23 protein-coding genes are annotated in these 26,510 nt (G+C 73.7%); 4 read left to right on the top strand and 19 right to left on the bottom strand.

The features are described from left to right. Positions 1 to 155 precede the first annotated feature (155 nt). The 6 genes from MID12_RS22715 to MID12_RS22690 form a co-directional block, all read right to left on the bottom strand. A complete protein-coding gene (locus MID12_RS22715; protein ID WP_263170370.1) occupies positions 156 to 776 on the bottom strand; it encodes a helix-turn-helix domain-containing protein in 621 nt (206 codons plus the stop codon). Between the two features lie 229 nt (positions 777 to 1,005). Further along, on the bottom strand, positions 1,006 to 2,409 hold the full coding sequence (gene lpdA / locus MID12_RS22710; RefSeq protein ID WP_040253490.1) for a dihydrolipoyl dehydrogenase: 1,404 nt from the start codon (positions 2,407 to 2,409) through the stop codon (positions 1,006 to 1,008). Positions 2,410 to 2,659: 250 nt separating this feature from the next. After that, positions 2,660 to 3,145, bottom strand: a complete 486-nt coding sequence (locus MID12_RS22705; RefSeq protein WP_263170367.1) for a phospholipase — start codon at positions 3,143 to 3,145, stop codon at positions 2,660 to 2,662. A gap of 395 nt (positions 3,146 to 3,540) precedes the next feature. Continuing rightward, positions 3,541 to 5,403 (bottom strand): MFS transporter, encoded by a 1,863-nt coding sequence (locus MID12_RS22700; protein ID WP_263170365.1) that lies wholly within the window; start codon positions 5,401 to 5,403, stop codon positions 3,541 to 3,543. Between the two features lie 56 nt (positions 5,404 to 5,459). Further along, positions 5,460 to 6,044 (bottom strand): cupin domain-containing protein, encoded by a 585-nt coding sequence (locus MID12_RS22695; protein ID WP_040253485.1) that lies wholly within the window; start codon positions 6,042 to 6,044, stop codon positions 5,460 to 5,462. A 511-nt stretch (positions 6,045 to 6,555) separates the two neighbouring features. Then, on the bottom strand, positions 6,556 to 7,632 hold the full coding sequence (locus MID12_RS22690; protein ID WP_159393029.1) for a ScyD/ScyE family protein: 1,077 nt from the start codon (positions 7,630 to 7,632) through the stop codon (positions 6,556 to 6,558). Positions 7,633 to 8,098: 466 nt separating this feature from the next. Between MID12_RS22690 and MID12_RS22685 the strand changes: the two genes are divergently transcribed. Beyond that, entirely contained in the window at positions 8,099 to 9,187 is a 1,089-nt protein-coding gene (locus tag MID12_RS22685) for a methyltransferase (protein ID WP_078845185.1), read from the top strand. A gap of 45 nt (positions 9,188 to 9,232) precedes the next feature. Here the strand turns inward: MID12_RS22685 and MID12_RS22680 are convergent, their stop codons facing one another. Continuing rightward, a complete protein-coding gene (locus MID12_RS22680; protein ID WP_163011131.1) occupies positions 9,233 to 9,883 on the bottom strand; it encodes a TetR/AcrR family transcriptional regulator in 651 nt (216 codons plus the stop codon). A 78-nt stretch (positions 9,884 to 9,961) separates the two neighbouring features. Between MID12_RS22680 and MID12_RS22675 the strand changes: the two genes are divergently transcribed. Then, a complete protein-coding gene (locus tag MID12_RS22675; protein WP_263170358.1) occupies positions 9,962 to 10,516 on the top strand; it encodes a GNAT family N-acetyltransferase in 555 nt (184 codons plus the stop codon). Between the two features lie 4 nt (positions 10,517 to 10,520). On the opposite strand, the gene MID12_RS22670 is transcribed toward MID12_RS22675, so the two are convergent. From MID12_RS22670 to MID12_RS22635, 8 genes are all read right to left on the bottom strand, one after another. After that, entirely contained in the window at positions 10,521 to 11,921 is a 1,401-nt protein-coding gene (locus MID12_RS22670) for a nucleotide pyrophosphatase/phosphodiesterase family protein (protein WP_040253479.1), read from the bottom strand. Continuing rightward, the gene (gene eboE / locus MID12_RS22665; RefSeq protein ID WP_263170355.1) at positions 11,918 to 13,087 is read right to left on the bottom strand and encodes a metabolite traffic protein EboE; all 1,170 of its coding nucleotides are present in this window, start codon (positions 13,085 to 13,087) and stop codon (positions 11,918 to 11,920) included. Before eboE ends, MID12_RS22670 begins: the two co-directional genes overlap by 4 nt. Positions 13,088 to 13,090: 3 nt before the next feature. Further along, positions 13,091 to 13,939, bottom strand: a complete 849-nt coding sequence (locus MID12_RS22660) for a TatD family hydrolase (protein ID WP_040253475.1) — start codon at positions 13,937 to 13,939, stop codon at positions 13,091 to 13,093. Next, positions 13,939 to 14,625 carry an EboA domain-containing protein gene (locus tag MID12_RS22655; protein WP_263170351.1) on the bottom strand — a complete coding sequence of 229 codons (687 nt, stop codon included), beginning with the start codon at positions 14,623 to 14,625 and terminating at the stop codon, positions 13,939 to 13,941. The genes MID12_RS22660 and MID12_RS22655 overlap by 1 nt, the downstream gene beginning before the upstream one ends. Positions 14,626 to 14,634: 9 nt before the next feature. Then, positions 14,635 to 15,582, bottom strand: coding sequence for a sugar phosphate isomerase/epimerase family protein (locus MID12_RS22650; RefSeq protein WP_078845184.1), 948 nt, complete (start codon positions 15,580 to 15,582; stop codon positions 14,635 to 14,637). Then, a complete protein-coding gene (locus MID12_RS22645) occupies positions 15,579 to 16,505 on the bottom strand; it encodes an SCO3242 family prenyltransferase (protein WP_263170347.1) in 927 nt (308 codons plus the stop codon). Before MID12_RS22645 ends, MID12_RS22650 begins: the two co-directional genes overlap by 4 nt. Further along, positions 16,502 to 17,668, bottom strand: a complete 1,167-nt coding sequence (locus MID12_RS22640; protein WP_052482559.1) for an inositol-3-phosphate synthase — start codon at positions 17,666 to 17,668, stop codon at positions 16,502 to 16,504. Before MID12_RS22640 ends, MID12_RS22645 begins: the two co-directional genes overlap by 4 nt. A gap of 666 nt (positions 17,669 to 18,334) precedes the next feature. Continuing rightward, positions 18,335 to 19,354 (bottom strand): ParB/RepB/Spo0J family partition protein, encoded by a 1,020-nt coding sequence (locus MID12_RS22635; protein ID WP_159393028.1) that lies wholly within the window; start codon positions 19,352 to 19,354, stop codon positions 18,335 to 18,337. Between the two features lie 457 nt (positions 19,355 to 19,811). On the opposite strand from MID12_RS22635, the gene MID12_RS22630 reads away from it, so the two are divergent. Both MID12_RS22630 and MID12_RS22625 read left to right on the top strand, forming a co-directional pair. Continuing rightward, positions 19,812 to 20,708: a sigma-70 family RNA polymerase sigma factor gene (locus MID12_RS22630; RefSeq protein ID WP_040253470.1), complete on the top strand. Its 897-nt coding sequence runs from the start codon at positions 19,812 to 19,814 to the stop codon at positions 20,706 to 20,708. A 233-nt stretch (positions 20,709 to 20,941) separates the two neighbouring features. Next, a complete protein-coding gene (locus MID12_RS22625) occupies positions 20,942 to 21,727 on the top strand; it encodes a response regulator transcription factor (protein ID WP_078845182.1) in 786 nt (261 codons plus the stop codon). Positions 21,728 to 21,812: 85 nt separating this feature from the next. Here the strand turns inward: MID12_RS22625 and MID12_RS22620 are convergent, their stop codons facing one another. The 4 genes from MID12_RS22620 to MID12_RS22605 all read right to left on the bottom strand — a co-directional run bounded on the left by MID12_RS22620 (position 21,813) and on the right by MID12_RS22605 (position 26,510). Further along, a complete protein-coding gene (locus MID12_RS22620) occupies positions 21,813 to 22,217 on the bottom strand; it encodes a GNAT family N-acetyltransferase (protein WP_263170342.1) in 405 nt (134 codons plus the stop codon). Further along, positions 22,201 to 23,487: an adenylosuccinate lyase gene (gene purB, locus MID12_RS22615; protein WP_040253465.1), complete on the bottom strand. Its 1,287-nt coding sequence runs from the start codon at positions 23,485 to 23,487 to the stop codon at positions 22,201 to 22,203. Before purB ends, MID12_RS22620 begins: the two co-directional genes overlap by 17 nt. Positions 23,488 to 23,556: 69 nt before the next feature. After that, the gene (locus tag MID12_RS22610) at positions 23,557 to 25,068 is read right to left on the bottom strand and encodes a glutamine synthetase family protein (protein ID WP_263170339.1); all 1,512 of its coding nucleotides are present in this window, start codon (positions 25,066 to 25,068) and stop codon (positions 23,557 to 23,559) included. A gap of 2 nt (positions 25,069 to 25,070) precedes the next feature. Further along, on the bottom strand, positions 25,071 to 26,510 hold the full coding sequence (locus MID12_RS22605; protein ID WP_078845181.1) for an amidase: 1,440 nt from the start codon (positions 26,508 to 26,510) through the stop codon (positions 25,071 to 25,073).

Below are 26,510 nucleotides of genomic sequence, written 5' to 3'. Positions count from 1 at the left end.
TCCCGTTCGCTTTATCGAACGAGATCGAGGCTAAGAGCACTCCCTCCGAGTGTCAACGCCCCCGACCGGCGGCGCGCGCCGAGACCCCGCGGGGCCCGGACCCCACCGCCGAGCCCGCCGCCCGCGGCTCGCGGGGGTGCCGGTTCCCCGTGGGCTCAGCGGGCCGCCTCGCCGTCCGCCGGAGCACCCGGGTACGGCGGCAGCGGGCGCTGGTCCCTGCCGTACTGGAGCAGCAGCACCGAGCGCACCGGCCCGTCGAGCGCCGTATAGCTGTGCGGCAGCGAGGCGTCGAAGCCGACGTAGTCCCCCGGGCCGAGTTCGGCCTCCTCGCCCTCCACCCGTACGCCGAGCCGGCCGGACTGCACCACGGTGTGCTCGGTGCCGACGTGGCCCAGCGAATCGCGGCGGGAATCCGCGCTCAACTGCTGGTCGTAGACCTCGAAGACGGTGTCGCCCGACTCGATGCGCCGCAGCGGGCGCAGGTCCAGGCCCTCGCCGCTGAGTACCTCGACCTCGGCGGCGCGCACCACCCGCAGTCCACCCGCCTCACGGGCGTCGAGCAGGTCGGAGATGGGCACTTCGAGGACCCGCGAGAGGCTGAAGACCGTCTCGATGGTCGGGTTCCCGGTGCCGGACTCCAGCTGCGAGAGGGTGGCCTTGCCGATCTTCGAGCGGCGCGACAGCTCGGAGAGCGACAGGCCCCGCCGGGTGCGCAGCCGCTTGAGGTTGACCGCCAGCATGTCCCGGATCGAGACCGGGCCGTCCTCGGCGCTCACCGGTTCCTCTCCCCTCGTCCCGCTTCTCGTCCCACGTCTCATCCCTTCTCCCCGATGCGCCACGGAACGGAAGATCGTTCGCTTTACTGAACGGACTCGGCGGCGCTTGTTCATTATCCCGTCCGGTGGCGGAGGCCCGGCATCCGGCATCCGGCACGGCGAAGCCCCGGCAGAGCGGACCGACACCGCTCCCCGGGGCCTTCGCCGGGTGTCACCGCCCGGCGGCGGTTCAGAGGTTGATCATGTGCCCGGCGAGCCCGTGCACCGCCTCCTTGACCGCCTCGCCCAGGGTCGGGTGGGCGTGGACGTTGCGGGCGACCTCGTGCACGGTCAGGTCCCACTGCTGGGCCAGGGTCAGCTCGGGCAGCAGCTCGGTGACATCGGGGCCGATGAGGTGGCCGCCGATCAGCTCGCCGTACGTCGCGTCGCTGATGAGCTTGACGAAACCGGCGGAGTCGCCGAGGCCGTGCGCCTTGCCGTTGGCGGTGAAGGGGAACTTGGCGACCTTGACGTCGAAGCCCTTCAGGCGGGCCTGCTCCTCGGTCCAGCCGAAGCTGGCGATCTGCGGCTGGCAGTAGGTGGCGCGCGGGATCATCACATAGTCGAGCTCCATGGTCTCGGCGCCCGCGAGGGTCTCGGCGGCGATGACGCCCATGGACTCGGCCGCGTGCGCGAGCATCAGCTTGGCGGTGACATCGCCGATGGCGTAGATGTGCGGCACATTGGTGCGGCAGTGGCCGTCCACGTCGATGGCGCCGCGCTCGGTGGTCTTCACCCCGGTGGCCTCCAGGCCGTACCCGGTGACATGGGGGGCGAAGCCGATCGCCTGGAGCACCTTGTCGGCCTCCAGGACCTGCTGGGCGCCGTCCTTGGCGGTGACGGTGACCCGTACCTTCGGGCCCGACTCGTCGATGGACTCCACCCGGGTGCCGGTGAGCACGTCGATGCCGAGCCTGCGGTAGCGCTTGGCCAGCTCGGCGGAGACCTCGGCGTCCTCGAGCGGGGCGATCCGGTCGAGGAACTCGACGACGGTGACCTCGACCCCGTAGTTGTGCAGCACATACGCGAACTCGACGCCGATCGCGCCCGCCCCGGCGATCACCACCGACTCCGGCAGCTCCTCGGTGAGGATCTGCTCCTCGTAGGTGACGACCCGCTCGGAGCGGCTGGTGCCGGGCAGCAGCCGGGGGGTGGCGCCGGTGGCGATGATGCAGTTCTCGAAGGAGATCGTCTCGGTGGAGCCGTCCGCCTTGGCCACCGTCAGGGTGTGGTCGTCGGTGAAGGTGCCCCGGCCCTCGTACTCGGTGATCGCGTTCTTCTTCATCAGGAAGTGGACGCCCTTGACCCGGCCGTCGGCGACCTTGCGGCTGCGGCGGAAGGCCTCGCCGTAGTCGAAGGTGACGGTGCCCTCGACCTTGATGCCGAAGGTCTTCTGCTCGTGGGTGAAGAGATGGGCCAGCTCCGCGTTGCGCAGCAGCGCCTTGGTGGGGATGCAGCCGACGTTCAGGCAGACGCCGCCCCAGTACTTCTCCTCGACGATCGCGACCCGCTTGCCCAGCTGGGCGGCGCGGACGGCGGCGACATAGCCGCCGGGTCCCGATCCGAGTACGACAACGTCGAAACGCTCGGCCATGGAAGATCCTCTCTCTGACTGCCGGGTGCCGGCCCCTCTGCCAGTGTCCACGAACCGCGCGCCCGGCGGGCCGCCCCCGCGCTCGCGGGGCAGCCGCGGCCGGGCGCCCGGCCCGCCCCCGGCACTGGTGGACGCGCGTAGCGGAACGGCCCGGGAGTCCCTGGGGACTTCCGGGCCGTACGCGGTGGGGCCGGACGAGGTGTCCGGCGGCCGTCCCGAGGCGGCGGGCGGCCGTGTCGGGGCCGAGGTGTCAGGCGGCCTTGTCGAGCTGCTTGAAGCTCTTGATTCCGAAGATGTCGACGGCGTGGTAGTAGGTCCAGGCCAGCCCGTCGCAGGAGGTCTTGGTCGCGCCGGAGTAGCGGCTGCAGACCCGCTTCAGGTCCTCGTAGAGGGCGGAGTCGATCCGGGCCTTGTTGGCGCTGAAGGTGCCCATCGCCTTGTAGTTGCGGTAGCCGAAGTCGTGGCGCGCACAGGCGGTTTCGAAGGGGAAGCCGAAGGGGTTGTCGGGCGAGGTGCTGCAGTAGTCCGTGGACCAGTCGAAGCCGTAGGCGGCCCACTGCCCCTGGTTGTTGCGGGCGGCGTTCCAGGCGTTGTAGCTGGAGGCGCTGGTCTGCGTGAAGGAGCTGAGCACCTGCGGCTTGTCGGCGGGTGCGGCCGAAGCGGAACCGGTCGACAGGAGAGCGGCGGGCATCGCCAGCGCGGCGGCGGCGAGCGGCAGGACGTGACGGCGGCGCATGGGGACCTCCGGAGGTGAGGGGGGACGTGGGGCGCCTCGCCGTACGCGGTCGAGGCGGCCCCAGCCTGCCGCCTCGCGGGGCCCGCGAACAGACCGCGGCAGCGAGCCGGAGGTGAATTCTTCGCGCCCTGTTGCCGGGCAACTGTCGGTCAGGACAAATCCGCTGACAGAAATTCAGAGAAACGTCAGAGAACAGTCCGGACATGGTCCGGCGAAGGACAGACTTCCCCCACTCCCGGCGAATGCCCCGGCTGCCGGGTGTGCACGACTGGTGCCGGTACGGTACGGTGCGCGCCTTTGCCCCACCGGGCGCGGCACGGGCGGCGGTACGGGGACAAGGGGGCGCGCGGCATCGGGGCGTGCCCCGGGCGCGCGGGAAACGGAATGCGGCCGGATCACCCGGCGGGGTGAGCGCCGGCGTCCTGGCCGCCGGACCGCGCGGAGGCGGAGCGCTCCTGCCCGGGACCGGAGGCCGGACCGGCGCCCGGACCGACGGCAGCGCCACCCTCCGAGGCGCCCGGCACGGAAGGTCCGGACCCCGCACCCGGACCGCCCCCGTCGAGCCCCCGGAACTCCACCCGCCGCGGCAGGGCGAAGAGGCCGAGGAAGACCAGGCCCATGCTGCCCGCGCCCCACCTGAGGGTCAGCGCGAAGGTGCGGGAGAAGTTGTCGGCGGTGGCCCGCTGCCCGGCCCGGATCACCAACGCGCGGACCTCGGGGGAGGGCAACGGGCCCCGGCAGGAGGCGGGTTCGGCGGTCGGGTCGGTCGCCGCGGCGCGGTCCGCGAGGCAGTCGGCGAAGGCGTCGAGGATCCGCTCGCGCTCGGCGGCGGGCACCTCGGCCCGGGTGAGTTCCTGGCGCAGCGCGGGGGCGGCCCGCGCCACGGCACGCGCCGCGTCGTGGTCGAGCTGCTGGAAGAAGAGCACCCCGGCGAGGGCGGTGCCGAGCGCGATGCCGATCTGCTGCACGGTGCCGAGGACCCCGGAGGCCGAGCCCGCCTCGCGCACCGGGACCTCGGTGAGCACCGCGTCGATCATCGGCGCCACCACCAGCCCGAAGCCGATACCGGCGACGAGGAGCGGGGCGACCATCTGCCAGGGGGCGACGGCCGGTCCGTAGTGGGCGGCGACCAGGACGTAGCCGAGGAAGCCGGTGCCGCAGAGGAGGGCGCCCGCGAGCAGGGCCTTGCGGCCGAAGCGCGGGGTGAAGAACTCGACGGCGGTCCCGGACCCGGCGGCGCAGCCCACCGCGAAGGCGGAACTGGTCAGTCCCGCCCGCAACGGCGGCCAGCCGAGCCCCACTTGCATGTACAGGGTCCAGATGAAGAAGAAGCCGCCGAGGGCGATCCAGAAGAGGGCCCAGACCGCCATCCCCGCCGAGAAGGCGCGCGCCCGGAACAGACTCAGCGACATCAGCGGGGAGTTGTCGGCCCGGGTGCGCCCGCGCTGCTGGAGCACGAAGAGCCCGAGCACCAGGACCGCGGCGCCCATCAGCAGGAAGGTCCACGGCGGCCAGCCGAGGCCGCGCCCCTCGGTGAGCGGATAGACCAGGAGCAGGATGCCCGCGGCGGACAGCAGCGCGCCGAGCGGATCGAGCCGGGGCCGCTCGGGAGCGCGGGAGTCCGGGACGAGGAACCAGGCGGCGAGCAGGGCCGCGGCGCCGACCGGCACATTGACCAGGAAGACCGCGCGCCAGCCGAGTCCGTACGGGTCCGCCTCGGCGAGCAGTCCCCCGGCGACCAGGCCCGCGGCCGAGGCGGCGCCGAGTACGCCGCCCCAGATGCCGAGGACCTTGCCGCGCTCCTCGGCGGGGAAGGTGACATGGATGATCGCGAGGATCTGCGGCACCATCAGCCCGGCCATGGCGCCTTGCAGGAAGCGGGCCGCGATCAGCGCCCCGGGCCCGTCGGCGAGCCCGCAGAGCAGTGAGGCCGCGGTGAATCCGGCCACCCCGGCGAGGAAGACCTTGCGGCGGCCGAGGATGTCGCCGAGCCGCCCGCCGGTGATCATCAGCGCGGCGAAGCCGAGCACGTACCCGGCGACGATCCACTCCCCGTGCGTGTAGGCGGCGTCCAGGTCCGCGAGGACGCTCGGCAGGACCACGTTCACGATGGTCACATCGAGCAGGTCCATGAACCCGGCGACCAGGATCACCACCAGGGCGAACCATCGCCGGGGGTCGGGCGCCCCGGCGGCACCGGGCGGGGCGGCGCCCGGTACGGCGGCGGTGCCCGGCCCGCCGGACCCCGGCCCGCTCACGGTGCCGCCCCCATGACGCTCCCCGCCTCCGCCGTGCCCGTCCGCCGACTCGCGCCTCAGGAGCCGGAGTCGGCGGCCTCGATGGACGCGGCGAGGGCGCGTTCGTACTCCGCCGTGGCGAGTGCCTTGGTGGCCTCCGCCTCGGCGTCCGCCTTGCCCGCGGGGACCAGGACGCCGGTCGGGGTCAGGCGGTGCGGCTCGGGCGGGCCGGCCAGGCGCCAGTCGAAGCGGGCCGCCAGCTCGAAGAGGTCCTTCTGCTCCAGGGGGCCGCCCTTCTCGTGCTCGGCGTGGAGCGCGGTCGGGTGGTACAGCTCGTAGCCGCCCGGCAGGTGCAGGGTGAGGAAGTGGGCGCCCTCGTCGGGGCGGGTGGCCCAGGTGTGCGAGGTGTCCTTGCTGATGTGGGCGAGGCCACCGGCGCGCAGCTCGGTGAGCTTGCCGTCGATGATCATGATGAGCGCGCCGCCGAGGACGAAGTAGGTCTCGTCCGACTCCGCGTGGGTGTGCAGCGGCGGCCCGGACATCGCCTCGGAGACATGCGCCTCGACGAGCGAGGCGGCCCCGTCGGTCAAGGAGCTGGGCAGGACGATCTCGAACCCGCGGCGGCCTGCGGGGCGGTCCTCGGGAAGGATGATCTTCGTCATGAGTCCCTCTCTGGCGTGAGTTCCTGCGGTGGCGTAAAAGCGGAGACGCGAAATGGTGCGTGCGGTGTCACGTGCCGCGCACGCCCAAAATACGAGCGGAAAGGGCGCGCGAGGGGACTTCTTCCTTCCGCGGGGGAAGGCCGGATTCCCGCGGATCACCGGAGCGGCCACAGCGTACTCGGGCCCACCGGATTCCCTTTTGCTGTGCGACTGCGGATTCCCCGGCCGGACTCCGAGGCCGAACGCGGAGCCGTAGGCGATACGCACTCCGGGCCGTACTCGATGACGTACGCGACATCCGTGCACGATGTCCGTGCACGACATCCGCAGGCGACATCCCTACCGCATGGTCGCCCGGATTTCCGGCCGAGGGCCGCTGTCGCGGAAAACCTGTCCGTTCTCTGTGCGGAACCGGAGACGGGCCTGCCGGGATTTCACCCGGCGGGGGAAATCCTGACATCGGCCGGGGCCGAAGTGCGCCCCGGCCGGTGTCAGTTCCGGCGGCCGGTGCTCACCGGCGCGCGGCGGGGAACTTCAGGAGTTCGCCGGTGGTGCCCACCGTCTTGTTGGTCACATAGATCTCGCCGCCCTTGCCGACGGCGAGGCCGAGGGAGTTGACCAGCCGGTCGGCGGTCGGGATCTCGGTCGCCTTGCCGCTCTTCAGGTCGACGCGGTTCAGGGCGCCGGGCAGCGGGCCGGTCTCCGTGTAGCCCTTGGTGAGGGTGAGGGCGATCAGCCCGCCCTTGCCGTCCAGGGCGAGGTCGGTGACGTTCGTCAGACCGGTGGCGAAGACCTTCGGGGCGCTGCCGGGGACGTAGCGCCAGATGCGGGACTTGCCCGCGGCCTGGCCGCTGAGGTCGGAGATGTAGAAGGAGCCGTCGGGGGCGGCCACGATCCCGGTGGGCACCGTCTCGTTCTCGCCGTTGTTCGGGAAGACGAACTCGGTCTTGGTGGTGCCGTCCGGGAGCACCCGGATCAGGTCGTTGCCGCCCGCGTCGGTGACCAGGTAGTCCTTGCCGTGGTGGGCGAACATCCACGCGTTGGAGTGCACGTCGTTGTTGCCGAGCGGGCCGTCCGGGTCGAGCCGGGTCTCGTGGTCGACAAGGTCGCCGAGCACCTTGCCCTTGGCTATGTGCAGGGTGCCGAGGGTCTCGCCGCCCGCGCCCAGCGCCTTGCGGTCCGCGGCGTCGCCGCCGAAGCTGCTGGAGACGGTGTAGCCGCCGGTGCGGGCCTCGACCTGGTTGGGTCCGGCGACCGAGGCGCCGCCGTCCGCGCGGACCTCCAGCTTGGAGGGCAGCCCGGTGACGACGCGGCCCTTCTGGCTGCCGTTGACCCGGTAGATCGAGCCGGTGAAGCCGAGGCAGGAGGTGCCCGGCGCGCAGGCCGTGGCGGGACCGCTGCCGGACTCGGCGACGAGGATCGAACCGTCCGCCTGGAGCGTGATGTCCCGCGGGTTGTTCAGGTTGGTCGCGAGGACCTCGGGGCCCGCGCGGTGCGCGGCCTGGCTGGGTGCGGCGGTGGCCGTGAGCCCCGCCACCACCGCTGCCGCAAGGAGGGCCCCCGCCCAAGGCTTGTGTGCTCTTGACATGTCTCTCCCTTTTCCTGGCACACCCCCGGAATGGGGGGCGTGCATTCGACCGGCGTCACCATAGACGTACGCGGCCGCAGCCGTCCCGGGTGAAATTGCCTGCTCTTCCCGGGATTTGGGCGGCGGTACGTGTCCGACCTCGGAAATCAAGTGTGCGACCTCGGAAATATCGCGGTTGCACACCCCGGTCGAGAACTCGGCGAGAAGGCGCCCCGGGCCGCTCACCGGAAACTCCGCCGAAGTGCCGGTGCACAATTCCCGGGCTTTCTGCACACGGTGGCGCAAGGGAAGAGGCGCCCCTACAGTCGGCCCGGGACACCGCTGGTTTCGGTGAGCGGGCACCGCCCGGCGAACGGCTCCGTTCGAGGCTTTCCCCTGCGCCAGGGCTCCAGTTCAGCCCCCGTGTACGCGGCGGTCCGTACGTCCCGCAGGCACGAGTTCCGCGACACCGCCACGGAGGATACGCATGCCCAAACTCCCCCCCGCCAAAGTCGTCCGCGCCGTGGAGGGTGTGCGCGCCGGCCTGGTGAAGCTGACCCGGCTGCTCGCCCCGCCGCCGTTCGCGCTGCTCGAACTCTCCCAGGGCTCGATGGTCACCCAAGCCCTGTACGTGGCCGCCGAGTTGAAGGTCGCCGACGAGCTGAAGGACGGTCCGCTGACCGCCGCCCAGCTGGCCCAGCGGGTCGGCGCCGACCCCGAGTCGCTGCACCGGCTGCTGCGCCTGCTCGCCACCTACTCGGTCTTCGAGGAGCGCGCCGACGGCAGCTTCAAGCTGAAGCCGATGGGGCAGGCGCTGCGCTCCGACACCCCGCAGTCGATGCGCGCCACCGTCCTGCTGATGGGGCACCCGACCCACTGGGAGGAGTGGGCGCACCTGGTCGACGCGGTGCGCACCGGCGAGGCCAGCCTGCCCAAGCTGCGCGGCATGGGCGCCTTCGAGTTCATCGACGCCAACCCGGAGTACGGGGAGATCTTCACCGCGGGCATGGGCGCGATGTCCGAGACGGAGACCCTGCCGCTGCTCGCCGCCTACGACTTCCGCCGGTTCCGCACCATCGTCGACTACGGCGCGGGGCGCGGCGGTCTGCTCGCCGCCGCGCTCCAGCAGGCGAAGGACGCCCGCGGGGTCCTCTTCGACGCGCGGATCGACACCAACGGCGCCGCCGACTACCTGCGCGAGCAGGGCGTGGCCGACCGCTGCACCCTGGAGAAGGGCGGCCTCTTCGACCCTGCCCCCGCGGGCGGGGACGCCTATCTCCTCAAGCACATCGTGCACGACTGGCCCGAGGAGCAGGTGATCGAGATCCTGCGCAATGTCCGCAAGGTCATCGACCCGGACGGCCGGATCCTCCTCATGGAGTTCGTGACCCCCGACGACAAGCCGAACAAGCCGCACCCGGCCAAGCTGGTCGACCTGTGGCTGATGCTGCTCGTCGGCGGCAAGGAGCGCAGCGAGAAGCAGTACGCGGAAGTGCTCGCCGCCGGTGGCTTCCGCCTGGAGAAGATCACCGAGACGGCCGCCCCGATCTCGGTGATCGAGGCCCGCCCGGTCTGAGCCCGCGCGCACTGAACCCGGCGCCCCGCGCCCGTCCGGTCCCGGTCAGGACTCCCCTGCCGGGACCGGCGGCGTCCCCGGCGCCCGGTCCGCCCCGGCGGCGGCCTTCGCCAAGTGGGCGTCGAGCAGAGCGACTTGGCGCTCGGGCGGGAACTCCCCGGGCGCGAAGAGCGCCTGTACGACAAGACCGAGGACGAAGCTCTGCGCCGCCGCCGCGATCTCCTCGGCCGCGGGGCCGGCCGGCAGTTCGCCGAGCCGCTGGGCGTCCGCGACGTACCCGGTCATCCGCGCGCGGGCGCGGCGGTAGCGGGCGGCGTGCTCCTCGGCCAGCTCCGGGTCGGTGAGCGCCGCGTCCCAGGAGCCGACCCAGATCCGGTTGCTGGCCGCGCTCGCGGCGTCCAGCGGCAGGATGTCGAGCAGCATCGCCCGCAGCATCACCAGACCGGCGGCCTCCCCCGCCTCCTCGGCGGCGGGGCGCGGGCGCTCGGCCGAGCGGCGGTCCAGTACGTCCAGGGCGTGCGCGAGCAGCGCCCGCTTGCCGGGGAAGTAGTGCGTGAGCAGCCCGGTGGTGGCCCCCATCTGCGCGGCCACGGCCCGCAGGGTCAGCCCCCCGAAGCCCCGCGCGGCGAGCACCTGCCACACCGCCTCGGAGACCTCTCTCCGGCGGGCTTCATGGTCTCCACGTGCGGGCGGCATACGAGTAGGGTACATACCCAACGTTTGTTATGTACCGGGGAGCGGGCCGTCCGCCCCCGCCGACCGCTGAGGACCGCCATGTACGCCGTACCGCTCGCCGAGGACGCCGCGCTGCGCCCGCTCGAACCCTGGCAGGCCGAGGAGTTCCTCGCCCACATGGACCGGGCCCGCCCGCACACCGACCCCTGGATCCCCTGGGCCTCCCGCTCCACCGACCTGGACTCGGCCCGGGCCACCCTCCAGGACTACGCGGACAAGCAGGCCGCCGACACCGGCCGCCTGTACGGGATCTGGCGGGCGGGCACCCTGGTCGGCGGGGTGATGTTCGTGCACTTCGACACCCGGCTCGGCAACTGCGAGATCGGGGTGTGGACCGAACCGGCGGGCGAGGGCCACGGCTTGATCACCGCGGCCGTGCGGCACCTGATCGACTACGCCTTCACCGAGCGGGGCATGCACCGCGTCGAGTGGTTCAGCAGCACCCGCAACGCGCGCAGCCGCGCGGTCGCCCAGCGGGTGGGCATGCAGCTCGACGGCACCCTGCGGGAGTACTTCCCGAACCGCGGCTTCCGGCACGACAAGGAGGTCTGGTCGCTGCTCGCCCCCGAGTGGCCGGGCGCCGCCGCGGTCTGAGCCCTCACCCCGTGGCGGGCACCTCGGCGAGACCCGCGAGCCCGAGCAGCAGCGACTTGACCTCGGTGGCGGCGACCTCCCCCGGCAGGGCGCCGGGGCGCGAGCAGAGCAGCACCGGCCCGTCCTCGGGGCGGGCCGGGAGCCTGCCGTGGCTGCCGCGCACCGGCGCCGGGTCGAGCGGGACCACCGCCATCCGGTAGCGCATCCCGAGCTTCTTGCGGGCCAGCGCACCGGCCGCCCGGAGCTTCACATAGGGGTCGAGCGGGTCCAGGAAGAGTTCGGCGGGGTCGTAGCCGGGCTTGCGGTGGATCTCCACCAGCTGCGCGAAGTCCGGCGCCCGCTCGTCGTCCAGCCAGTAGTAGTACGTGAACCAGGCCTCCGGCGCCGCGAGCGCGACCAGTTCCCCGGCCCGCGGGTGGTCGAGGCCGTGCGCCTTCTTGCCCTCGTCGCCGAGGAGTTCGGCGACCCCGTCGAGCCCTTCGAGCACCTCCCGCACCCGGGCCAGGTCCTCCGGGCGCCGTACGTAGACATGGGCGAGCTGGTGGTCGGCGACCGCGAAGGCACGGGAGGCCATCGGGTCCAGGTACTCCATGCCGTCCTGGGTGTGCACCTCCAGGAGCCCGGCGCGGCGCAGGGCGCGGTTGATGTCGACGGGGCGGGACACCTCGGTGATGCCGTACTCGGACAGGACGACCACGGTGCGGCCCTCCGCCTCGGCCTCGTCCAGCAAGGGGCCGAGCGCCGCGTCGAGTTCGGCGGCGGCGCGCAGCGAGCGCGGGTCGCGGGGGCCGAAGCGCTGGAGGTCGTAGTCGAGGTGCGGGAGGTAGCAGAGGGTCAGGTCCGGGTGGCGGGTGCGGTTGAGGTGCCGGGTGGCGTCGATGATCCACCGGCTGGAGACCAGGTCGGCGCCGGGTCCCCAGAAGTGGAAGAGGGGGAAGGTGCCGAGGGCGTCGGTGAGTTCGTCGTGCAGCTCGACGGGGCGGGTGTAGCAGTCCGGCTCCTTGCGGCCGTCGGCGTAGTACACCGGCCGCGGGGTGACGGTCCAGTCGGTGTCCGCGCCCATCGCGTACCACCAGCAGACATTGGCGACGGTGTAGCCGGGGTGGGCGCGGCGGGCCGCGTCCCAGAGCTTGTCGCCCGCGACGAGCCCGTTGTGCTGGCGCCAGAGCAGCACCTCGCCCAGCTCGCGGAAGTACCAGCCGTTGCCGACGATCCCGTGCTCGGCGGGCGGCGCTCCGGTGAGGAAGGTGGACTGGGCGGCGCAGGTCACCGCGGGCAGCACGGTGCCGAGTCCGGCCGAAGAGCCCTTGCGGGCAAGGGACTTCAGGCGCGGCATCTGCTCCAGGAGGGCGGGCGTCAGGCCCACCACGTCGAGCACGAGCAGCGGGGTCGGGGTGGCGGTCACGGCAGCTCCTTGAGGCCGAGGTCGCGGAAGAGGCCGCGGGCGAGGGCGAGTTCGGCGGCGATGCCGTCGGCGAGCTGCGCCGCGTCGGCCGGTCGCGCCTCGGGCGGCAGGGCCTGCCAGGTGTAGGTCTCCACCTCGAAGTGGCGGCTGCGCGGGGCGTCTTGACCGAGCAGCACATCGAGGGAGCCGCGCAGGACGTCCATCGTGGAGGTGAGCGGCGGTGCGGGCGGCGCGTGCAGCGGTACGTGGAAGTGGGCGCGCCAGGGCACGGTCTCGGGCAGCGTCCCGCCCGCGAGCGCCGGGCCCAGGTCGTCGGTGCCGTGCAGCACCCCCTCGGCCAGGGCGCGGGTCTGGTGCAGGAAGCGGGGCTCGTCGAAGGCGGCGAGCGCGGCCCGTACCGCCGGGTCGGCCGGGTCCTCGGCGTGCAGGGCGGCGGAGAGCTGCACCTTCGGGACGGTGGCGCCCGCGCGCTCCAGGGCGGCGAGGGCGGTGGCCGGTTCCTCGAAGCAGGTGGCCAGGTGGCAGGTGTCCAGGCAGAGCCCGAAGCGGTGGGCGGGCAGCGCGGCGAGCGGGGCGAGGGCGTCGGCGGTCCGCTCCACCGCGCAGCCCGGCTCCGGTTCCAGGGCGACCCGGATGGAGCGGCCGGTGCGCTCCTCCAAGTCGTCCAGGCGGCGGGCCAGTTCGGTGAGCTGCCGCTCGGCCGCGGCGGCGCCGGCCGCGTCGAAGTCGCTGCGCCAGGCGAGCGGCAGGGTGGAGAGGGTGCCCTCGGTGACATCCGGCGGCAGCAGCTCGGCGAGCAGCCCGGCCAGCTCGGCGGTGTACTCCAGTCGCTCGGCGTCCCGCCAATCGGGCTGGTAGACGCGGTACTTGACCTTCTCGGCGCCGAAGCCGCGGTAGGGGAAGCCGTTGAGGGTGACCACTTCGAGGCCGCGCCGGTCGAGTTCGGTGCGCAGGCGGCGCAGGGCGGAGGCCTCGGTGGTCAGGGCGCGGGCAGCGTCCCGGGCCAGCCACAGGCCGATGCCGAGGCGTTCGGTGCCGAGGCGTCTGCGCACCGGCTCGCAGTAGGCGCCCAGTTGGGCGAGGACCCCGTCCAGGTCCTCGGCGGGGTGGACATTGGTGCAGTAGGCGAGGTGGACGAGGGAGCCGTCCGGGTGGCGGAAGCGCACGGCTCATTCGCCCCCGCGCAGCAGGGAGTTGCCCTCGTGCAGGGCCTCGGTGCCGGGGACCTCCAGGTCGAGGCGGCCGCTGAGCCCGTAGAAGGCGACCGGGTTCTCCCACAGCACCCGGTGCACCTCGTCCTCGCCGAAGCCCGCGGCGAGCATGGCCTCGCCGACCTTGCGGGTCTTCAGCGGGTCGCTCTTGCCCCAGTCCGCGGCGGAGTTGACCAGGACGCGTTCGGGTCCGTACTCCTTCAGCAGGGCGACCATGCGGTGCTCGTCCATCTTGGTGTCCGGGTAGACGGAGAAGCCGAGCCAACTGCCGCTCTCCCGGGCCTCCTTGACGGTGGTCTCGTTGAGGTGGTCGATCAGGACCCGCTCGGTGGGCAGCTTCGACTCGGCGACCACGTCGAGGGTGCGGCGCAGCCCGGTGAGCTTGTCGCGGTGCGGGGTGTGCACCAGGGCGGGCAGGCCGTGCTCGGCGGCGAGTTCGAGCTGCGCGGCGAGCGCGGTGTCCTCGGCCGGGGTCATCGCGTCGTAACCGATCTCGCCGACCGCGACCACATGGTCCTTGACCAGGTAGCGCGGGAGGGCGTCGAGGACGGGCAGGCAGCGCGGGTCGTTCGCCTCCTTCGGGTTGAGCGCGAGGGTGCAGTGGTGCGCGATCCCGTACTGCGCGGCCCGGAAGGGCTCCCAGCCGAGCAGCGCGTCGAAGTAGTCGAAGAAGCTCTCCGGGGAGGTGCGGGGCTGGCCGAGCCAGAAGGCGGGCTCGACCAGGGCGCGCACCCCGGCCGCGTACATCGCCTCGTAGTCGTCGGTGGTGCGCGAGGTCATATGGATGTGCGGGTCGAAGATGCGCATCAGGCGTCCTTGGCGGTCAGGGCGAGTACGTGGTCGAGGTCGGCCGGGACGGCGCGTCCGGCGGCGGTGCGTTCGGCGGCGAAGTCCCGCAGCATGCGGGCGAGTTCGGCGTCGCCGCGGGCCCGCTCGGGCAGCCGGGCCAGGGCCCGCACCGGGACCTGGGTGAACAGGCACTTGAGGACGGCGTGCCGCCAGGCGTGGTCGTCCAGGTGGGCGGCGGCGTAGGGCCCGACGGCCGCCGCGACCAGGCGGGTGTCGTTGGTGCGCAGCGCGTCCTCGACCAGCGGCAGCCCCTCCCCCGGCGCGAGCGGCAGCCGCGGCAGGGCGCGCAGCACGGCGCGGCGCTCCTCGCCGGTGCCGTGCCGGTAGAGGCGGGTGAGGGCGGCGGGGCCGGGGCGGGCGGCGCGCAGCAGCAGCACCCGGGCGGATTCGGCGGCCTCGGTCCCGCAGGCGCGGCCCGCCGCCGCGAAGCGCAGCTCCCAGCCGGGCACCGCGCGGGACTCCGCGGGTGCGGGCTCGGCCGCCGCCCGGGCGGCCTCGGCGAGCGCCCCGTCCAGCCAGTCGGCGCCCTCGGCGCTCAGCCGCGCGCGCAACTCGGCGGCCTCTCGGCGCAGTTCGGCCTCGGTGCCGTCCGCGGGCTCCGGGGCGGGGCGCGGTTCCTCAGGGGTGATCGGAGTGATCGGCATGGTGCTTCCTCAGGTACGGGACGGTGCTTCCTGCCGCAGGGGCGGCCCGGTCAGCAGTGGTACGGGACGGGCGCGGACCGGCGACGGCGCCCCGGCGGCGCGGTCCTCGCGGGCCGCGGCGGCGACCAGGGGGCGCAGGAACTCCATGGACCGGCGGGCGAGTTCGGGCCCGGCGTGCGAGTGGCGCGGCAGTTCGACCACGGTCAGGCCCCGGTAGCCGCTGGCCTCCAGGGCCGCGAGCACGGGCGGGAAGTCGATCTCGCCCTCGCCGAAGGGCAGATGCTCGTGCACCCCGCGCCGCATGTCCTCGATCTGCACATGCCGCAGCCAGGGCGCCGCGGCGGTCACGCACTCCGCAGGCGAGGCGGGCTCCAGGCACTGGCAGTGCCCGATGTCCAGGGTGAGGCCCAGGAGTTCGGGATCGCCGAGGAGCGCGCGCAGCCGGTGGAAGTCGGCCAGCGACTCGACCAGGTGGCCGGGTTCGGGTTCCAGGGCGAGCGGGATCCCGTCGCGCTGCGCCGCGTCGAGCACCGGGCCGAGGGAGTCGGCGAGCCGCTGCCAGGCCGTGCCCTCGTCGGTGCCCTCGGGCCGGACGCCGCTGAAGCAGTGCACGGCGTGGGCGCCGAGTTCCGCCGCGACCTCGACCGCGGTGACCAGGAGCGCCTCGCGGGCCACCCGCGCCTCCGGGTCCGGGTCGAGCAGGCTCGGCCCGTGCTTGCGGCGCGGGTCGAGGACATAGCGGGCGCCGGTCTCCACGGTGACGTCCAGGCCGAGCGCGCCGAGGGTGCGGGCGAGCGCCTTGGCCCGGCCGCTCAGCCCGCGCGCCAGCGGGTCCAGATGCATGTGATCGAGCGTCAGGCCGACGCCCTGGTAGCCGAGTTCGGCGAGCAGGGTGAGTGCCTCGCGCAGGCGCAGGTCGGTGAGTCCATTGGTGCCGTAGCCGAGTCGGATGCTCATGTCGGGCTGACCTTCCTCGCGAGGCTGCGGGCGAGCGGGACCAGCGCGCCGAGCGAGGCCGCGGTGGCGAGGGCCCCGGAGCGGGCGGCGAGCGCCGCCTGCAGCGGGATCATCGCGCGGATCCCGCCGCCGACGGCCCGCTGGGTCAGCGGCGGCGAGGGGTTCAGCGCGGCGTGCAGATAGGGCCGCCCGGCGGTGGCGGCGTAGGCCCCGGCCAGCGCGGCCTGGGCCAGCTCCCGCGGGGTCTCGGGGAGCCTGCGGGCCCGCTCCAGGCGCAGCGGCCGGGCCCCGGCGGGGGCGAGGAGGGTGCCGAGCGCGGCCGTCGTGCCGAGGGCGGCGAGCGGCCGTCCGGCCGAGCCGCCCTGGGTCTCGGCGCGGGAGACCGCGGTCACCGCCCAGGTGTGGGCGCCGAGCACCGCGGCGGGCGGCAGCGCCCGGCCGAGCACGCTCCCGGCCGCCTCGCCGGAGCGCGGGCCCGCGGTGGCGAGGGCGCCGAGCACCAGGTCGAGCCCGCGCGCGGCGGCCATCGCGGCGGGACCGGCCGCGGTGTGCTTCAGGCGCAGGTCGTAGGCCCAGACGGCGCCCGCGAGGGCGGTGGCGCACAGCGCGGCGGGGCGTCCGGCGCGGGCGGCGAGGCCGAGCCCGGCGGCGGTCAGCCCGGCCGCCGCGGCGAGCGCGGCGCCGGGGGCGATGCGGCCCGAGGGCAGCGGGCGGTGCGGGCGCTCCTCGGCGTCCTCCGCCCGGTCCGCCCAGTCGTTGAGCGCCATGCCCGCCTCGTAGAGGCAGAGCGAGGAGCACAGGGCAAGCGCGGTACGGGAGTTGGGGCGCCGGCGGCTGGCCGCGGCGCCCGCGAGGGCGTCGCCGGGCACGGACAGCAGGGCGGAGACGCGCAGGAGTTCGGCCCAGTCGCGGGGGGTGCTCACGAGGCCTCCGCAGGACGGGCCCCGAGCCGCGCGGCGAAGGCGAGGAGCGCGGCGTACTGCTCGGCCAGGGCCGAGGAGCCGCCGTCGGGGTCCTTGAAGTAGAAGCCGAGCGCGGGGAGTTGCCCGGTGAGCCCGGCCTCCTGGGCGCGGGCGGCGAGCCGGGCCAGGTCCAGGACCAGGGGGGCGGCGAGCGCCGAGTCGCAGCCCTGCCAGATGGTCTGCAGGATCATCCGGGAGCCGAGGAAGCCCTCGAAGGCGACATGGTCCCAGGCGGTCTTCCACTCGCCGAGCGCCGGTACCTCGTCGATGTGCACCTCGCCCTCGGGCAGTGCTCCGAGGGTGTCCTCCAGGACCCGGTTCTTGCCCGCGTTCTTCGCCTCGGCGGCGGCCGGGTCGGCGAGGGCGGCGCCGTCGCCGCCGCCCAGCAGATTGGTCCCGGACCAGGCCCGCACGTCCAGGGCGCGCTGCCGGAACATCGGCGCGAGCACCGAGCGCAGCAGGGTCTGGCCGGTCTTCCCGTCGCGGCCCGCGTAGGGGACCCGGGCGCTGGCCGCGGCCTCGGCGAGCGCGGGGTGGTGCAGCCCCGCCGAGGGGGTGAAGTTGACGTAGGCCGCACCGGCGCGCAGGGCGGCCGCCGCGTACAGCGAACTGGCGGGCAGCCGGGCGCTGTTGGGTTCGGGCAGGGGCTCGGTGGAGGCCAGGTTGACCACGACCGTGCGGGCCACCCCGGTGCGGCGGGTGAAGTCCGCGATGTCGGCGGCGAAGTCGGCGATCAGCTCCTCGTCGCCGCGCCGGTCGCCGGGCAGCGGTCCGCCGGGGCGGATCTCCTCGTCGGCGGCGGCGAGTTCGCGCTGCACCGCGGCGGCGAGCCCGCGCGGCAGCACCCCGCCCTCGGCCAGCGCCTCGGCGCGCTTGGGCAGCGGCCAGTCGGCGGTGTCGTGCCCGCCGAAGACGAGCGAGGACAGCGCGGGCAGCCCGCTGCCCGCGAACTCCGGTGCCTCGGTGACCAGTCCGGTCGGCGGCTGGAGCCCGGCGGCGAGCGCCGCCGCGCCGGTCACCGCGGTGGTGGCGACGGAGCCCCTGGCCCCGATGAACCACACACCGGTACCGGGACCGCTCGCAGGGGCACCGGGCGGACCGGCCTTCTCGGGGTGCTGGGACACGGGATGCCTCCTGGATGACGTCGGTTCCCGCCCCGCGCCCACCGCCCCTCGGCACCGCCGACGGGTGGCCGAAAGAGGCTCAACCACCCGGGTGGGCAGAGGCGTTGGAGCGTGGAGCGGCTGGGACGGCTCCGGGGTGGGGCCCGGTAGCGGATAGGGCGGTGCTGAGCGTGTGGGGCTCTGGCGGTGCGGGTGGGTGCGGGGCGGTGCGCGGTGCGGCGGTACGTGGTACGCGGTACGGGAGGTGCGCGGTGCGGCGGTACGCGGTGCGGGGCGGTGCGCGGTGCGGGTGTGGCGCGCCTGCGGGGTGCGGGGAGCCGGTGGTGCCAAGTGCGCTGCCGGGGAGGGCAGTTGACGCAGTCGGTGCGCGGAGCGGCGGTGCACGAGCGGCGGTGCGCGGAACGGGACCGGCGGGGCGGTGGCGCGGGAGGCGCGGTGCGCGGTCCGGGAGGTGCTCAGGTGCGGGAGTCGCGGGGCGGCTCGCCCGGGAGTCCGGTGGTGCGGGGTGGAGCCGGCCGGTACGGGACCGGGTCGTACGAGGTGGGGCGGTGCGCGGACCGGTCGACCGAGGTCCGAGGTGCTGCGGGACGGTGCCGCGGGCGGCGGTGTCCCTGCCCTCTCCCGCTGCGAAGTCGAGCCGTGGAGAAGGGAGTTGCGGCAGCCTGCCTACTCGGCGCGCTGCTGGAGCTGCTCGGCGAGTTCGGCCCAGGCGGCGGCGCAGCTGCGGGCCAGGTCGGCGACGTCGGGGGCCCAGTGGCAGGGCAGCCCCTGGCCGAGGGTCTCGATGCCGTTTCCGTCCACGGAGTAGTGGTGCAGCCAGCGCAGGGCGCGCCGTCCCGCCTCGTTGAGGCGCAGCGAGGGGTCCTCGCTGAGCTTGGCGAGCAGCCGCTGCCGGTCCACCACCACGGTCCTGCGGTCCAGGCGTCCGGCGGCGGGACGCTGCCGGGCCGCGGTGGCGCCGCCGGGACTCTCCGCCGTGCGGTAGCGGCCGGGCACCGGGTCCTCGCCCCGGTCGATGCGCTGGCGCACGTCCCGTACCGTCGCCGGGGAGAGGCCGGTGGCCCTGGCCACCTCGCGCAGTCCCGCGTCGGGGCGGTCCAGGAACATCGCGGCGGCGCGGCGGCGGCGCTGCCCGCTGTCGAGCGGGCGCAGCCGCCCGTCGCGGCCCAGGCGGGTGGCGGACTGCGCGGAGTCGGCGCCCGACTGGGAGCGGATCCGGGAGACCGTCTTGTCGGAGATCCCGGTGGCGGCGGCGACCGCCCGGTCCGACCACTGCGGATGGGTCATGATGATCCGCGCCGCGGCGGCGGCCCGCTCCTGGCGGCTGAGCGGCAGTCCATGGGTGACGTTGGCCTTGACGGACAGGACGAAGGCCGCGGCCTCGTCGCAGTCGAGCATCCGGGCCGCGATCTCGGTACGGCCGTTGAGCAGGGCCGCGCGGACCCGGTGGGTGCCGTCGATGACGCGCAGGGTGGGGCGGTGCACGGTGATCGCGGGCAGGGAGTCCCCCGCTTCGGCGAGCACGCGTACGTGGTCGTGGTCCTCGCCGCCGAGACGCGGGGAGCCCTCGAAGACGAGGGAGTCGATCCGTACGCGGGTGATCGGGTGCGATTCGATCCAGATGGCCGACGACTCGATCTCGTCGAGATCGACTGCCGGATAGGTCAACTGTTCGGCCAGAGACAAGGTGCACCTCCTGACAGCGATGCGGAAGCGGAATCCAGTTCCGGTAGCGGCATTAGAGGGGACCCCGCTCAGCGGTGTCAACAGCCGTGTCAGGAGGGGTAATTGGGCAGGGGCGGATTCCGGCCAACCTGCGGCCGGTTCCGGCGGGGCGGGCCCGGGCGACCGGCGCCCGCCGCGGGGCCGCGCGCGCGGACAGCGGGCCCGGGAAGCGGGGGCGCACACCGCCCGGCACCGTGATCTGCGGCGCGAGCACTCGCCAACTGCCCGGTGGATATGCCTCGTTGACTTTACCGAGGTCAGGACCGGCCGCGCGCACCGGCTCGCCCGCCCGGCCGCGGGCAGCCCGGAGGCCCCGCCGGGCGGCTTGCGCGCGGAACCTGCTGCGGCGGGGTCCCTTCACATACGCTGAGTGACAGCCGTCAACGCTATGACGGGAGCCGAGCGGAGGATGTGACCGGTGGACAAGGGCGAATGGCCGGCGCTGGCGGAGAAGTTCGAGTCCCAGCGGCCCCATCTGCGCGCGGTGGCCTACCGGATGCTCGGTTCCGTGGCGGAGGCGGACGACGCGGTCCAGGAGACCTGGCTGCGGCTGAGCCGGAGCGAGGCCGGGGAGATCGGCAACCTCGGCGGCTGGCTGACCACCGTGGCCGGCCGCATCTGCCTGGACATGCTGCGCTCGCGCTCCTCGCGCCGGGAGGACCCGCTCGGCGACCACCTGCCCGAGCACGGCCCGCGCGACCAGGCCGCCGCGCCGACCGACCCGGCGCACGAGGCGCAGCTGGTGGACTCCGTCGGGCTCGCCCTGCTCGTCGTCCTGGACACCCTCGACCCGGCGGAGCGGATCGCCTTCGTCCTGCACGACATGTTCTCCGTGCCCTTCGGGGAGATCGCGCCGATCGTCGGCCGCACCCCCGTCGCCGCACGTCAGCTCGCCAGCCGCGCCCGCCGCCGGGTGCAGGCCGTGGACACCTCGCCCGACTCCGACCTGCCGCGCCAGCGCGCGGTGGTCGACGCCTTCCTCGCGGCGGCGCGCGGCGGGGAGTTCGAGGCGCTGCTCGCCCTGCTCGACCCGGATGTCGTGCTGCGGGTGGACGCGGCCGCCACCCCCGCCGGCGCCCCCATGGAGATCGTCGGCGCCCAGCCCGTGGCGGCGCAGGCCGGTCTCTACTCGGGACGTGCGCATCTGGCGCGGACGGCGCTGGTCGACGGGCGTCTCGGCCTGGCCACGGCGGCACCCAGGCAACTCTCCGTGGTCATGGACTTCACCGTTTCCGAGGGACGCATCACCGCAATGAACATCATCGCGGACCCCACCCGTCTCGCCGGTCTCGATGTAGCCATTCTCTCCGCCTGACAACTTCTGTCCGTTTCCCCTCCGCAAGTCTCACGGAATCAGGTAACGTCCGCCCTGCGGGGTGAATCCCCGTGTTCTGGGCCGTGCGACGCCACGCGGGAGGCGTCGCAGAGTGCCTGACGACGCTCGTGTTTCTGCATTCCGATGCCGCTCGTCTTGCAGGTAAGCGCTCCGTTTCGCTTCGGATTCCCATCAGTTCACCGAACGGGGCTCATGACTCACGGGGGACAGACATGGCACAAAGCTCGACCGAGGCCGTACTGGAATCTGGTATTCCCTTTCAGCGTGCCATGCCCTCGCCCCGGTTCGCGGAGGACGAGGGCTTCGGCCCCACCACCCGCAAGGTCGCGGGACTGCCCACCGGCCAGCGGATCCTCGTGGTGGACAACGACAGCGACTACGCCGAGGCGCTGGTCTGCCGACTGCGCCGCCACGGGCATGAGACTACGCGCGTCCAGCAGGGCGGCACCGCCTTGCAGTCCCTGGAGGACATCGATCTCGTCCTGCTCGATCTGGAGCTGCCGGACCTGGACGGACTGGAGGTATGCGGGGCGATCCGCTCCGTCAGCTGCCTGCCGGTGATCATCGTGACCGCCCGCGGGACCGAGCTGGACCGGGTCCTCGGGCTCCAGGCCGGGGCGGACGATTTCCTCGTCAAACCCTATGGATTCCGCGAACTCCTCGCCCGGATCGACGCCGTGATGCGGCGCGTCCATCAACAGCCGCAGCGGGTACGGGAAATCCAGCACGGGCCCCTCAAGATCGATGCCAGCTCCCGGGAAGTGAGCCTGGACGGACGCGAGGTCGGACTCACCAGGAAAGAATTCGATCTTCTGCACCTGCTCGCCTCGAATCCCGACACCGTGATTCCCCGCAAACGTTTACTGCAGCAGGTATGGGGAGATTCCTGGTCGCGCCGAACCGTCGATACCCACGTAAGCAGTCTGCGCAGCAAACTCGGCGACAGCGGATGGATCATCACGGTGCGCGGCGTCGGATTCAAACTGGGCAGCGCCTGAGCCACCGTAGAGAAAGAGAGAAGACCGCGCGGCCGCCTCCCCGGGGAGACGGCCGCGCTCTGCTTGCTCCCGATCCCTCGGGGGTTCAGGGCTGGAGCATCCAGGCGCTCTCGTGCCGGGTGAAGCCGAGGTGCGGGTAGTAGTCGACCGCCGCCGGCGCCGAGAGGAGCACGATCTTCACCCCGGGGGTCTCGGCCTGGGTCCCCGCGATCAGGGCCCGCCCGATGCCCGCGCGCTGGAAGTCGGCGCTGACCGCGATGTCGGAGAGGTAGGTGACATAGCTGAAGTCGGAGACGCTGCGGGCGATGCCGATCAGCCGCCCCTCCTCGGTACGGCAGACGACCACCAGATTCGCCCCGCGCAGCATCGCCGCGAAGCGCTCCCGGTCCTCGATCGGGCGGCGCTCGCCGAGCCCCGACTCCCGGTAGACGGTGAGGACTTCGTCCAGGTCCAGGCCGTCCCCCGGTACCCGCTCAATCTTCCAGGTCACGTAGCTGCTCCAATCGCTCGCGGATCACATCATGGTGGCCGAGGAAGCGCTCGGGGCCCAGTGGCCCGAGGTCGATCCCCTCCTCGGCGAGCGCGGCGGCGAAGTCCGCGCCGCCCGCCAGGGTGCGGTTCGCCGCCGCCTGCACACCCCGGTAGGCCTTCTCGCGTTCGGTGCCCGTGGCGAGCAGTTCGGCGAGGACGGCGGAGCTGTAGACGAGCCCGCCGGTCTGCTCCAGGTGCGCGCGCATCCGCTCGGGGAAGACGGCGAGATGGGTGAGCAGTTCGGTGGCCATGGTCACCTGGAAGTGGCCCACGCTCAGGCTGTCCGGGAGGATCACCCGCTCCACGGACTGGTGGGCGAGGTCGCGCTCGTGCCAGAGCGCGACGTTCTCCAGGGCGGTGCCGGCGTGCCCGCGCAGCAGCCGCGCGAGGCCGACCAGGCGTTCGCTGGTGGTCGGGTTGCGCTTGTGCGGCATCGCGCTGGAGCCCTGGTAGGCGCCGGTGCGCCGCTCCTCCACCTCGCGGACCTCGGTGCGCTGCAACAGCCGCATCTCCAGGGCGACTTGCTCGACCACGGCGCCGAGCGCGGCCACCGCCTGCACCAGCTGGGCGTGCCGGTCGCGCGCCACCACCTGGCTCGGCGCCGGCTCCGCCGCGAGGCCGAGCGCGGTGAGGACGTGCCGCTCCACCGCCGGGTCGATCAGCGCGTACGTACCCACCGAGCCGGAGACCGTGCCCACCGCGACCGCCTCGCGTGCCGCCCGCAGCCGGGTCAGCGAGCGGTCCACCGCGAAGGCGTACCCGGCGAGCTTGTGCCCGAAGGTGGTGGGCTCGGCGTGCACCCCGTGGGTGCGGCCGACGCAGACGGTGTCCCAGTGCTCCACGGCCCGCTCGGCGAGGATCCGGCGCAGGGCGCGGGCCGCGTCGAGCAGCAGGTCGGTGCCGCGGGCGAGGGTGTGGCCGAGCGCGGTGTCGACCAGGTCGTAGCTGGTCATGCCGAGGTGGACCCAGCGGGCCGACTCCTCGGGGATCTCCTCGCAGTAGGCGGCGAGGAAGGAGAGCACCTCGTGGTCGCGCTCCTTCTCGATCTCGGCGACCCGGGAGGCGAGCGGCACGGGCGCGCGCCGCATGTCCGCAAGGGCGCTGCCGGGTACGGCGCCGAGCCGCACCTGGGCCTCGGTGGCGAGGATCTCCACCCGCACCCAGGTCTCGTAGCGTGCCTGGTCCGAGAAGAGTTCCGCCATCTCGGGCCGGGTGTAGCGGGGAATCATCGGTGGCTGCCCCTCAGTCGGTGGACGAACTGGCAGTGTGTGTAAGGGAGTTGAGCCCCCAAGGCCGGGTCAGAAGGCCTCGAAGTACTCGCGCTGCTCCCACTCGGTGACCTCGCCCTCCGGCGGCTGCTCCTTCTCGGCCCAGGTGCGGAAGCGGTCCAGCTCGCTCTGCTTGAGCTTGGCCAGGCAGCGGGCGAGCGGGGTGCCGAGCAGATCGGCGGGGCTGCCCTGGCGGAAAGCGGCCAGGGACTCCTCGAGGGAGCCCGGCAGCGTCTCGGCGCCCGCGGCGTCCGGGCCGAGGGCGGGGCGCGGCACGAGGGAGTCGCTGTTCATGCCCTCCAGACCGGCGAACAGCTGGGCGGCCAGGGCGAGATAGGGGTTGGCGCAGGGTTCGCCGGTGCGGTTCTCCAGGTGCCGGGAGCCGCCCGCGCCGACCACCCGGACCATCGCGGTGCGGTCCTCCGGGCTCCAGCCGATCCGGGTGGGCGAGAGCGAGAAGCCGGAGCCGAGGCGCCGGTGGCCGTTGACCGTCGGCACCGAGAGCAGGCACAGCTCGCGGGCGCGCCGCAACAGGCCCTCCGCGTAGGCGAGTCCGGCGGCGGAGAGCGGGGCCGCGGGGTCGTCGGGGGCGAAGAGGTTGCGTCCGGTACGGGTGTCGACGACCGACTGGTGCACATGCCAGCCGCTCGGGTCGAAGCCGTCGATACGCGGCAGCGACATGAAGGTGGCGTGGTAACCGCCCTGCGCGGCCCGCTGCTTGACCAGGGTGCGGAAGAGCAGCATGGCGTCGGCGGTGTCCAGGGCGTGCATCGGCGCGAAGGTGGTCTCGATCTGCCCCGGACCCGACTCGTGCTCCATCGACCGCAGCGGCAGGCCGAGTTGGCGAAGGAGCGCGCTCAGCGGATGGGCGAAGGCGGTCACCGAGGCGAAGGCGTTGTCGGAGTTGAACTGGTAGCCCGGGTTCATGGCCGCCACCCGGGGCGCCTCCCCCTGGAGGCCGAAGCCGTTGCCCGCGTTCCCCACCGGGCCCTCCAGCCTGCGGGTGAGGTACCACTCCACCTCCAGACCGAGGACCGGGGTGTACTCCTGGGCCGCGTAGGCCGCGATCACCTTGCGCAGGACGTGCCGGGAGGAGAGCGGGTGCGGCCTTCCGTCGGGCAGGTACTCCTCGCCGATCACCCAGGCGGTACGGGCCTCGCCGCCGGGCAGCAGCTGGAAGGTCACCGGGTCGGGGACGACCACGAAGTTGCCCGCGCCGAGGAGTTCGGGGACGTCCACGCCCGGGTCGGAGAGGAAGTCGACGGCGACCGCGTGGCCGGTGTCGAAGAGGAAGGGGCCCGGGCTGTAGTCCATCCCGCCGCGCAGGGCCGCGCGGAAGGCCTCCACGGTGAGCGTCTTGGACCGGGCGAGCCCGTGCGGATCGCCGAACACCAGCCGTATGAGGTCGACTTCGCCGAGGTGGGCCTCGATCTCCGCGGCCGCGGCGCGCTGCCGCTCGTCCCACAGACCGTGCTCGGCGACGAAGTCGCTGCGGCCGACTCCGTCCTCGGCGGCGGGCCGGGACCACTTGCGGGTGTACATCGCTAGAGCATCCTTTCGGAGACGCGCTGGGGTACTTCGGGCAGCGGACCGAGTCCCGCCTCCAGGTCCCGCGCGGTGTCGAGGACCAGGGCGTCCGCGCCGACGGGGCCCACCAGCTGGACCCCGACCGGCAGCCCGGCGCGGCTGAGGCCCGCGGGCAGCGAGACGGCGGGCTGGCCGGTCATGTTGAAGGGGTAGGTGGCCGGGCTCCAGGCGAGCCAGAGCAGGCTCTCGGGGTCGCTCGCCCAGTCGGGACCGATCGCCTCCGGGGCGAAGGGCTCCACCGGGACGGTGGCCATCGCGAGGAGGTCATGGCGCTCCATCACCGCGGCGAGGCGGGTGCGCAGCTCCATCCGGACCTCCTCGGCGCGCATCACCGCGGCCCCGTCGAGCCCGCGGCCGTGGCGTACCACCGCCAGCCGCCCGGGGTCGCCGTCCGCCTCGTCGCCGGGCGCGGCACCGGCGGCCTCGGCGGCGGCGAGGATGTCCAGGAGCGCCGGGTACGGGTCGCGGAAGGGCACCTCGATGCGCTCGGGGTGGTGCCCGAGGGCGGCCAGGGCCTCCAGGGCGCGTTCGCTGACCCGGCGCACCTCGGGCGCGGTGCCCGGGAACTCGATCCAGCCGACCCGGAGGCCGCGCCGCTCGGGACGCGACTCCAGGGCGCCAAGGCCGGAGTCCGGGTCCTGGCGGTGCGGGCCCGGCAGCACCGCGGCGATCTCCATCACGTCCTCGACGCTGCGGGCCAGCGGGCCGAGGTGGGAGAGCCGGTCGGCGCCCGCGGGGACGTAGGGGACCCGCCCGAAGGAGGGCTTGTAGCCGACCACCCCGCAGAAGGCGGCCGGGATGCGGATCGATCCGGCGCCGTCGGTGCCGAGCGCGGCGGTGCACAGTCCGGCCGCCACCGACGCCGCCGCTCCCCCGCTGGAGCCGCCCGCCGAGTACGCCGGGTCCCAGGGGTTGCGGGTGGGCGGCGAGACCCGGCTGACGGTACTGGCGCTCCAGCCGTACTCGGAGGTGGTGGTCTTGCCGACGACGATCGCCCCGGCGGCCTTCAGCCGGGCGACCGCGGGGGCGTCCGCGGCCGGGCGGCGGTTGGGCAGCAAGGAGCCGCGGCGGGTGGGGAGTTCACCGGTCTGGATGAGGTCCTTGACCGAGACCGGGACGCCGAGCAGCGGCTGGTCCTGGAAGGCGGCCGGGCCGAGCGCGCGCAGCCGGGCGTCGGCGGCCGCGGCGGCCCGCAGCGCCCCCTCGCCCGCGACCGCGACGAAGGCGCCGAGGCCGGGGTCGCGTTCCTCGATCGCGGCGAGGTGGGCGGCGAGGTGCTCGGTGGCGGTGCGCTCCCCGCGGCCGAGCAGCGCCCGGGTCGCGGCGATGCCATAGGCGGTCAACTGGGTCTCCTCGCTGGTGACGGGGCGGACGGATCCGGCCTCGGACGGGCTCAT

It is taken from the genome of Streptomyces sp. SCSIO ZS0520, assembly GCF_025643355.1.
GTDB lineage: Bacteria > Actinomycetota > Actinomycetes > Streptomycetales > Streptomycetaceae > Streptomyces > Streptomyces physcomitrii.
The sequence above is the reverse complement of the archived record's forward strand: the minus strand, read 5'-3'. Positions and strand labels throughout refer to the sequence as shown.

What these genes read in the sequence shown, in the direction of transcription:
- lpdA (WP_040253490.1), bottom strand. Translation starts at nt 2,409, where the DNA reads ATGGCCGAGCGTTTCGACGTTGTCGTACTCGGATCGGGACCCGGCGGC.
- MID12_RS22705 (WP_263170367.1), bottom strand. Translation starts at nt 3,145, where the DNA reads ATGCGCCGCCGTCACGTCCTGCCGCTCGCCGCCGCCGCGCTGGCGATG.
- MID12_RS22695 (WP_040253485.1), bottom strand. Translation starts at nt 6,044, where the DNA reads ATGACGAAGATCATCCTTCCCGAGGACCGCCCCGCAGGCCGCCGCGGG.
- MID12_RS22690 (WP_159393029.1), bottom strand. Translation starts at nt 7,632, where the DNA reads ATGTCAAGAGCACACAAGCCTTGGGCGGGGGCCCTCCTTGCGGCAGCG.
- MID12_RS22685 (WP_078845185.1), top strand. Translation starts at nt 8,099, where the DNA reads ATGCCCAAACTCCCCCCCGCCAAAGTCGTCCGCGCCGTGGAGGGTGTG.
- MID12_RS22680 (WP_163011131.1), bottom strand. Translation starts at nt 9,883, where the DNA reads ATGCCGCCCGCACGTGGAGACCATGAAGCCCGCCGGAGAGAGGTCTCC.
- MID12_RS22675 (WP_263170358.1), top strand. Translation starts at nt 9,962, where the DNA reads ATGTACGCCGTACCGCTCGCCGAGGACGCCGCGCTGCGCCCGCTCGAA.
- MID12_RS22660 (WP_040253475.1), bottom strand. Translation starts at nt 13,939, where the DNA reads ATGCGCATCTTCGACCCGCACATCCATATGACCTCGCGCACCACCGAC.
- MID12_RS22655 (WP_263170351.1), bottom strand. Translation starts at nt 14,625, where the DNA reads ATGCCGATCACTCCGATCACCCCTGAGGAACCGCGCCCCGCCCCGGAG.
- MID12_RS22650 (WP_078845184.1), bottom strand. Translation starts at nt 15,582, where the DNA reads ATGAGCATCCGACTCGGCTACGGCACCAATGGACTCACCGACCTGCGC.
- MID12_RS22625 (WP_078845182.1), top strand. Translation starts at nt 20,942, where the DNA reads ATGGCACAAAGCTCGACCGAGGCCGTACTGGAATCTGGTATTCCCTTT.
- purB (WP_040253465.1), bottom strand. Translation starts at nt 23,487, where the DNA reads ATGATTCCCCGCTACACCCGGCCCGAGATGGCGGAACTCTTCTCGGAC.
- MID12_RS22610 (WP_263170339.1), bottom strand. Translation starts at nt 25,068, where the DNA reads ATGTACACCCGCAAGTGGTCCCGGCCCGCCGCCGAGGACGGAGTCGGC.
- MID12_RS22605 (WP_078845181.1), bottom strand. Translation starts at nt 26,510, where the DNA reads ATGAGCCCGTCCGAGGCCGGATCCGTCCGCCCCGTCACCAGCGAGGAG.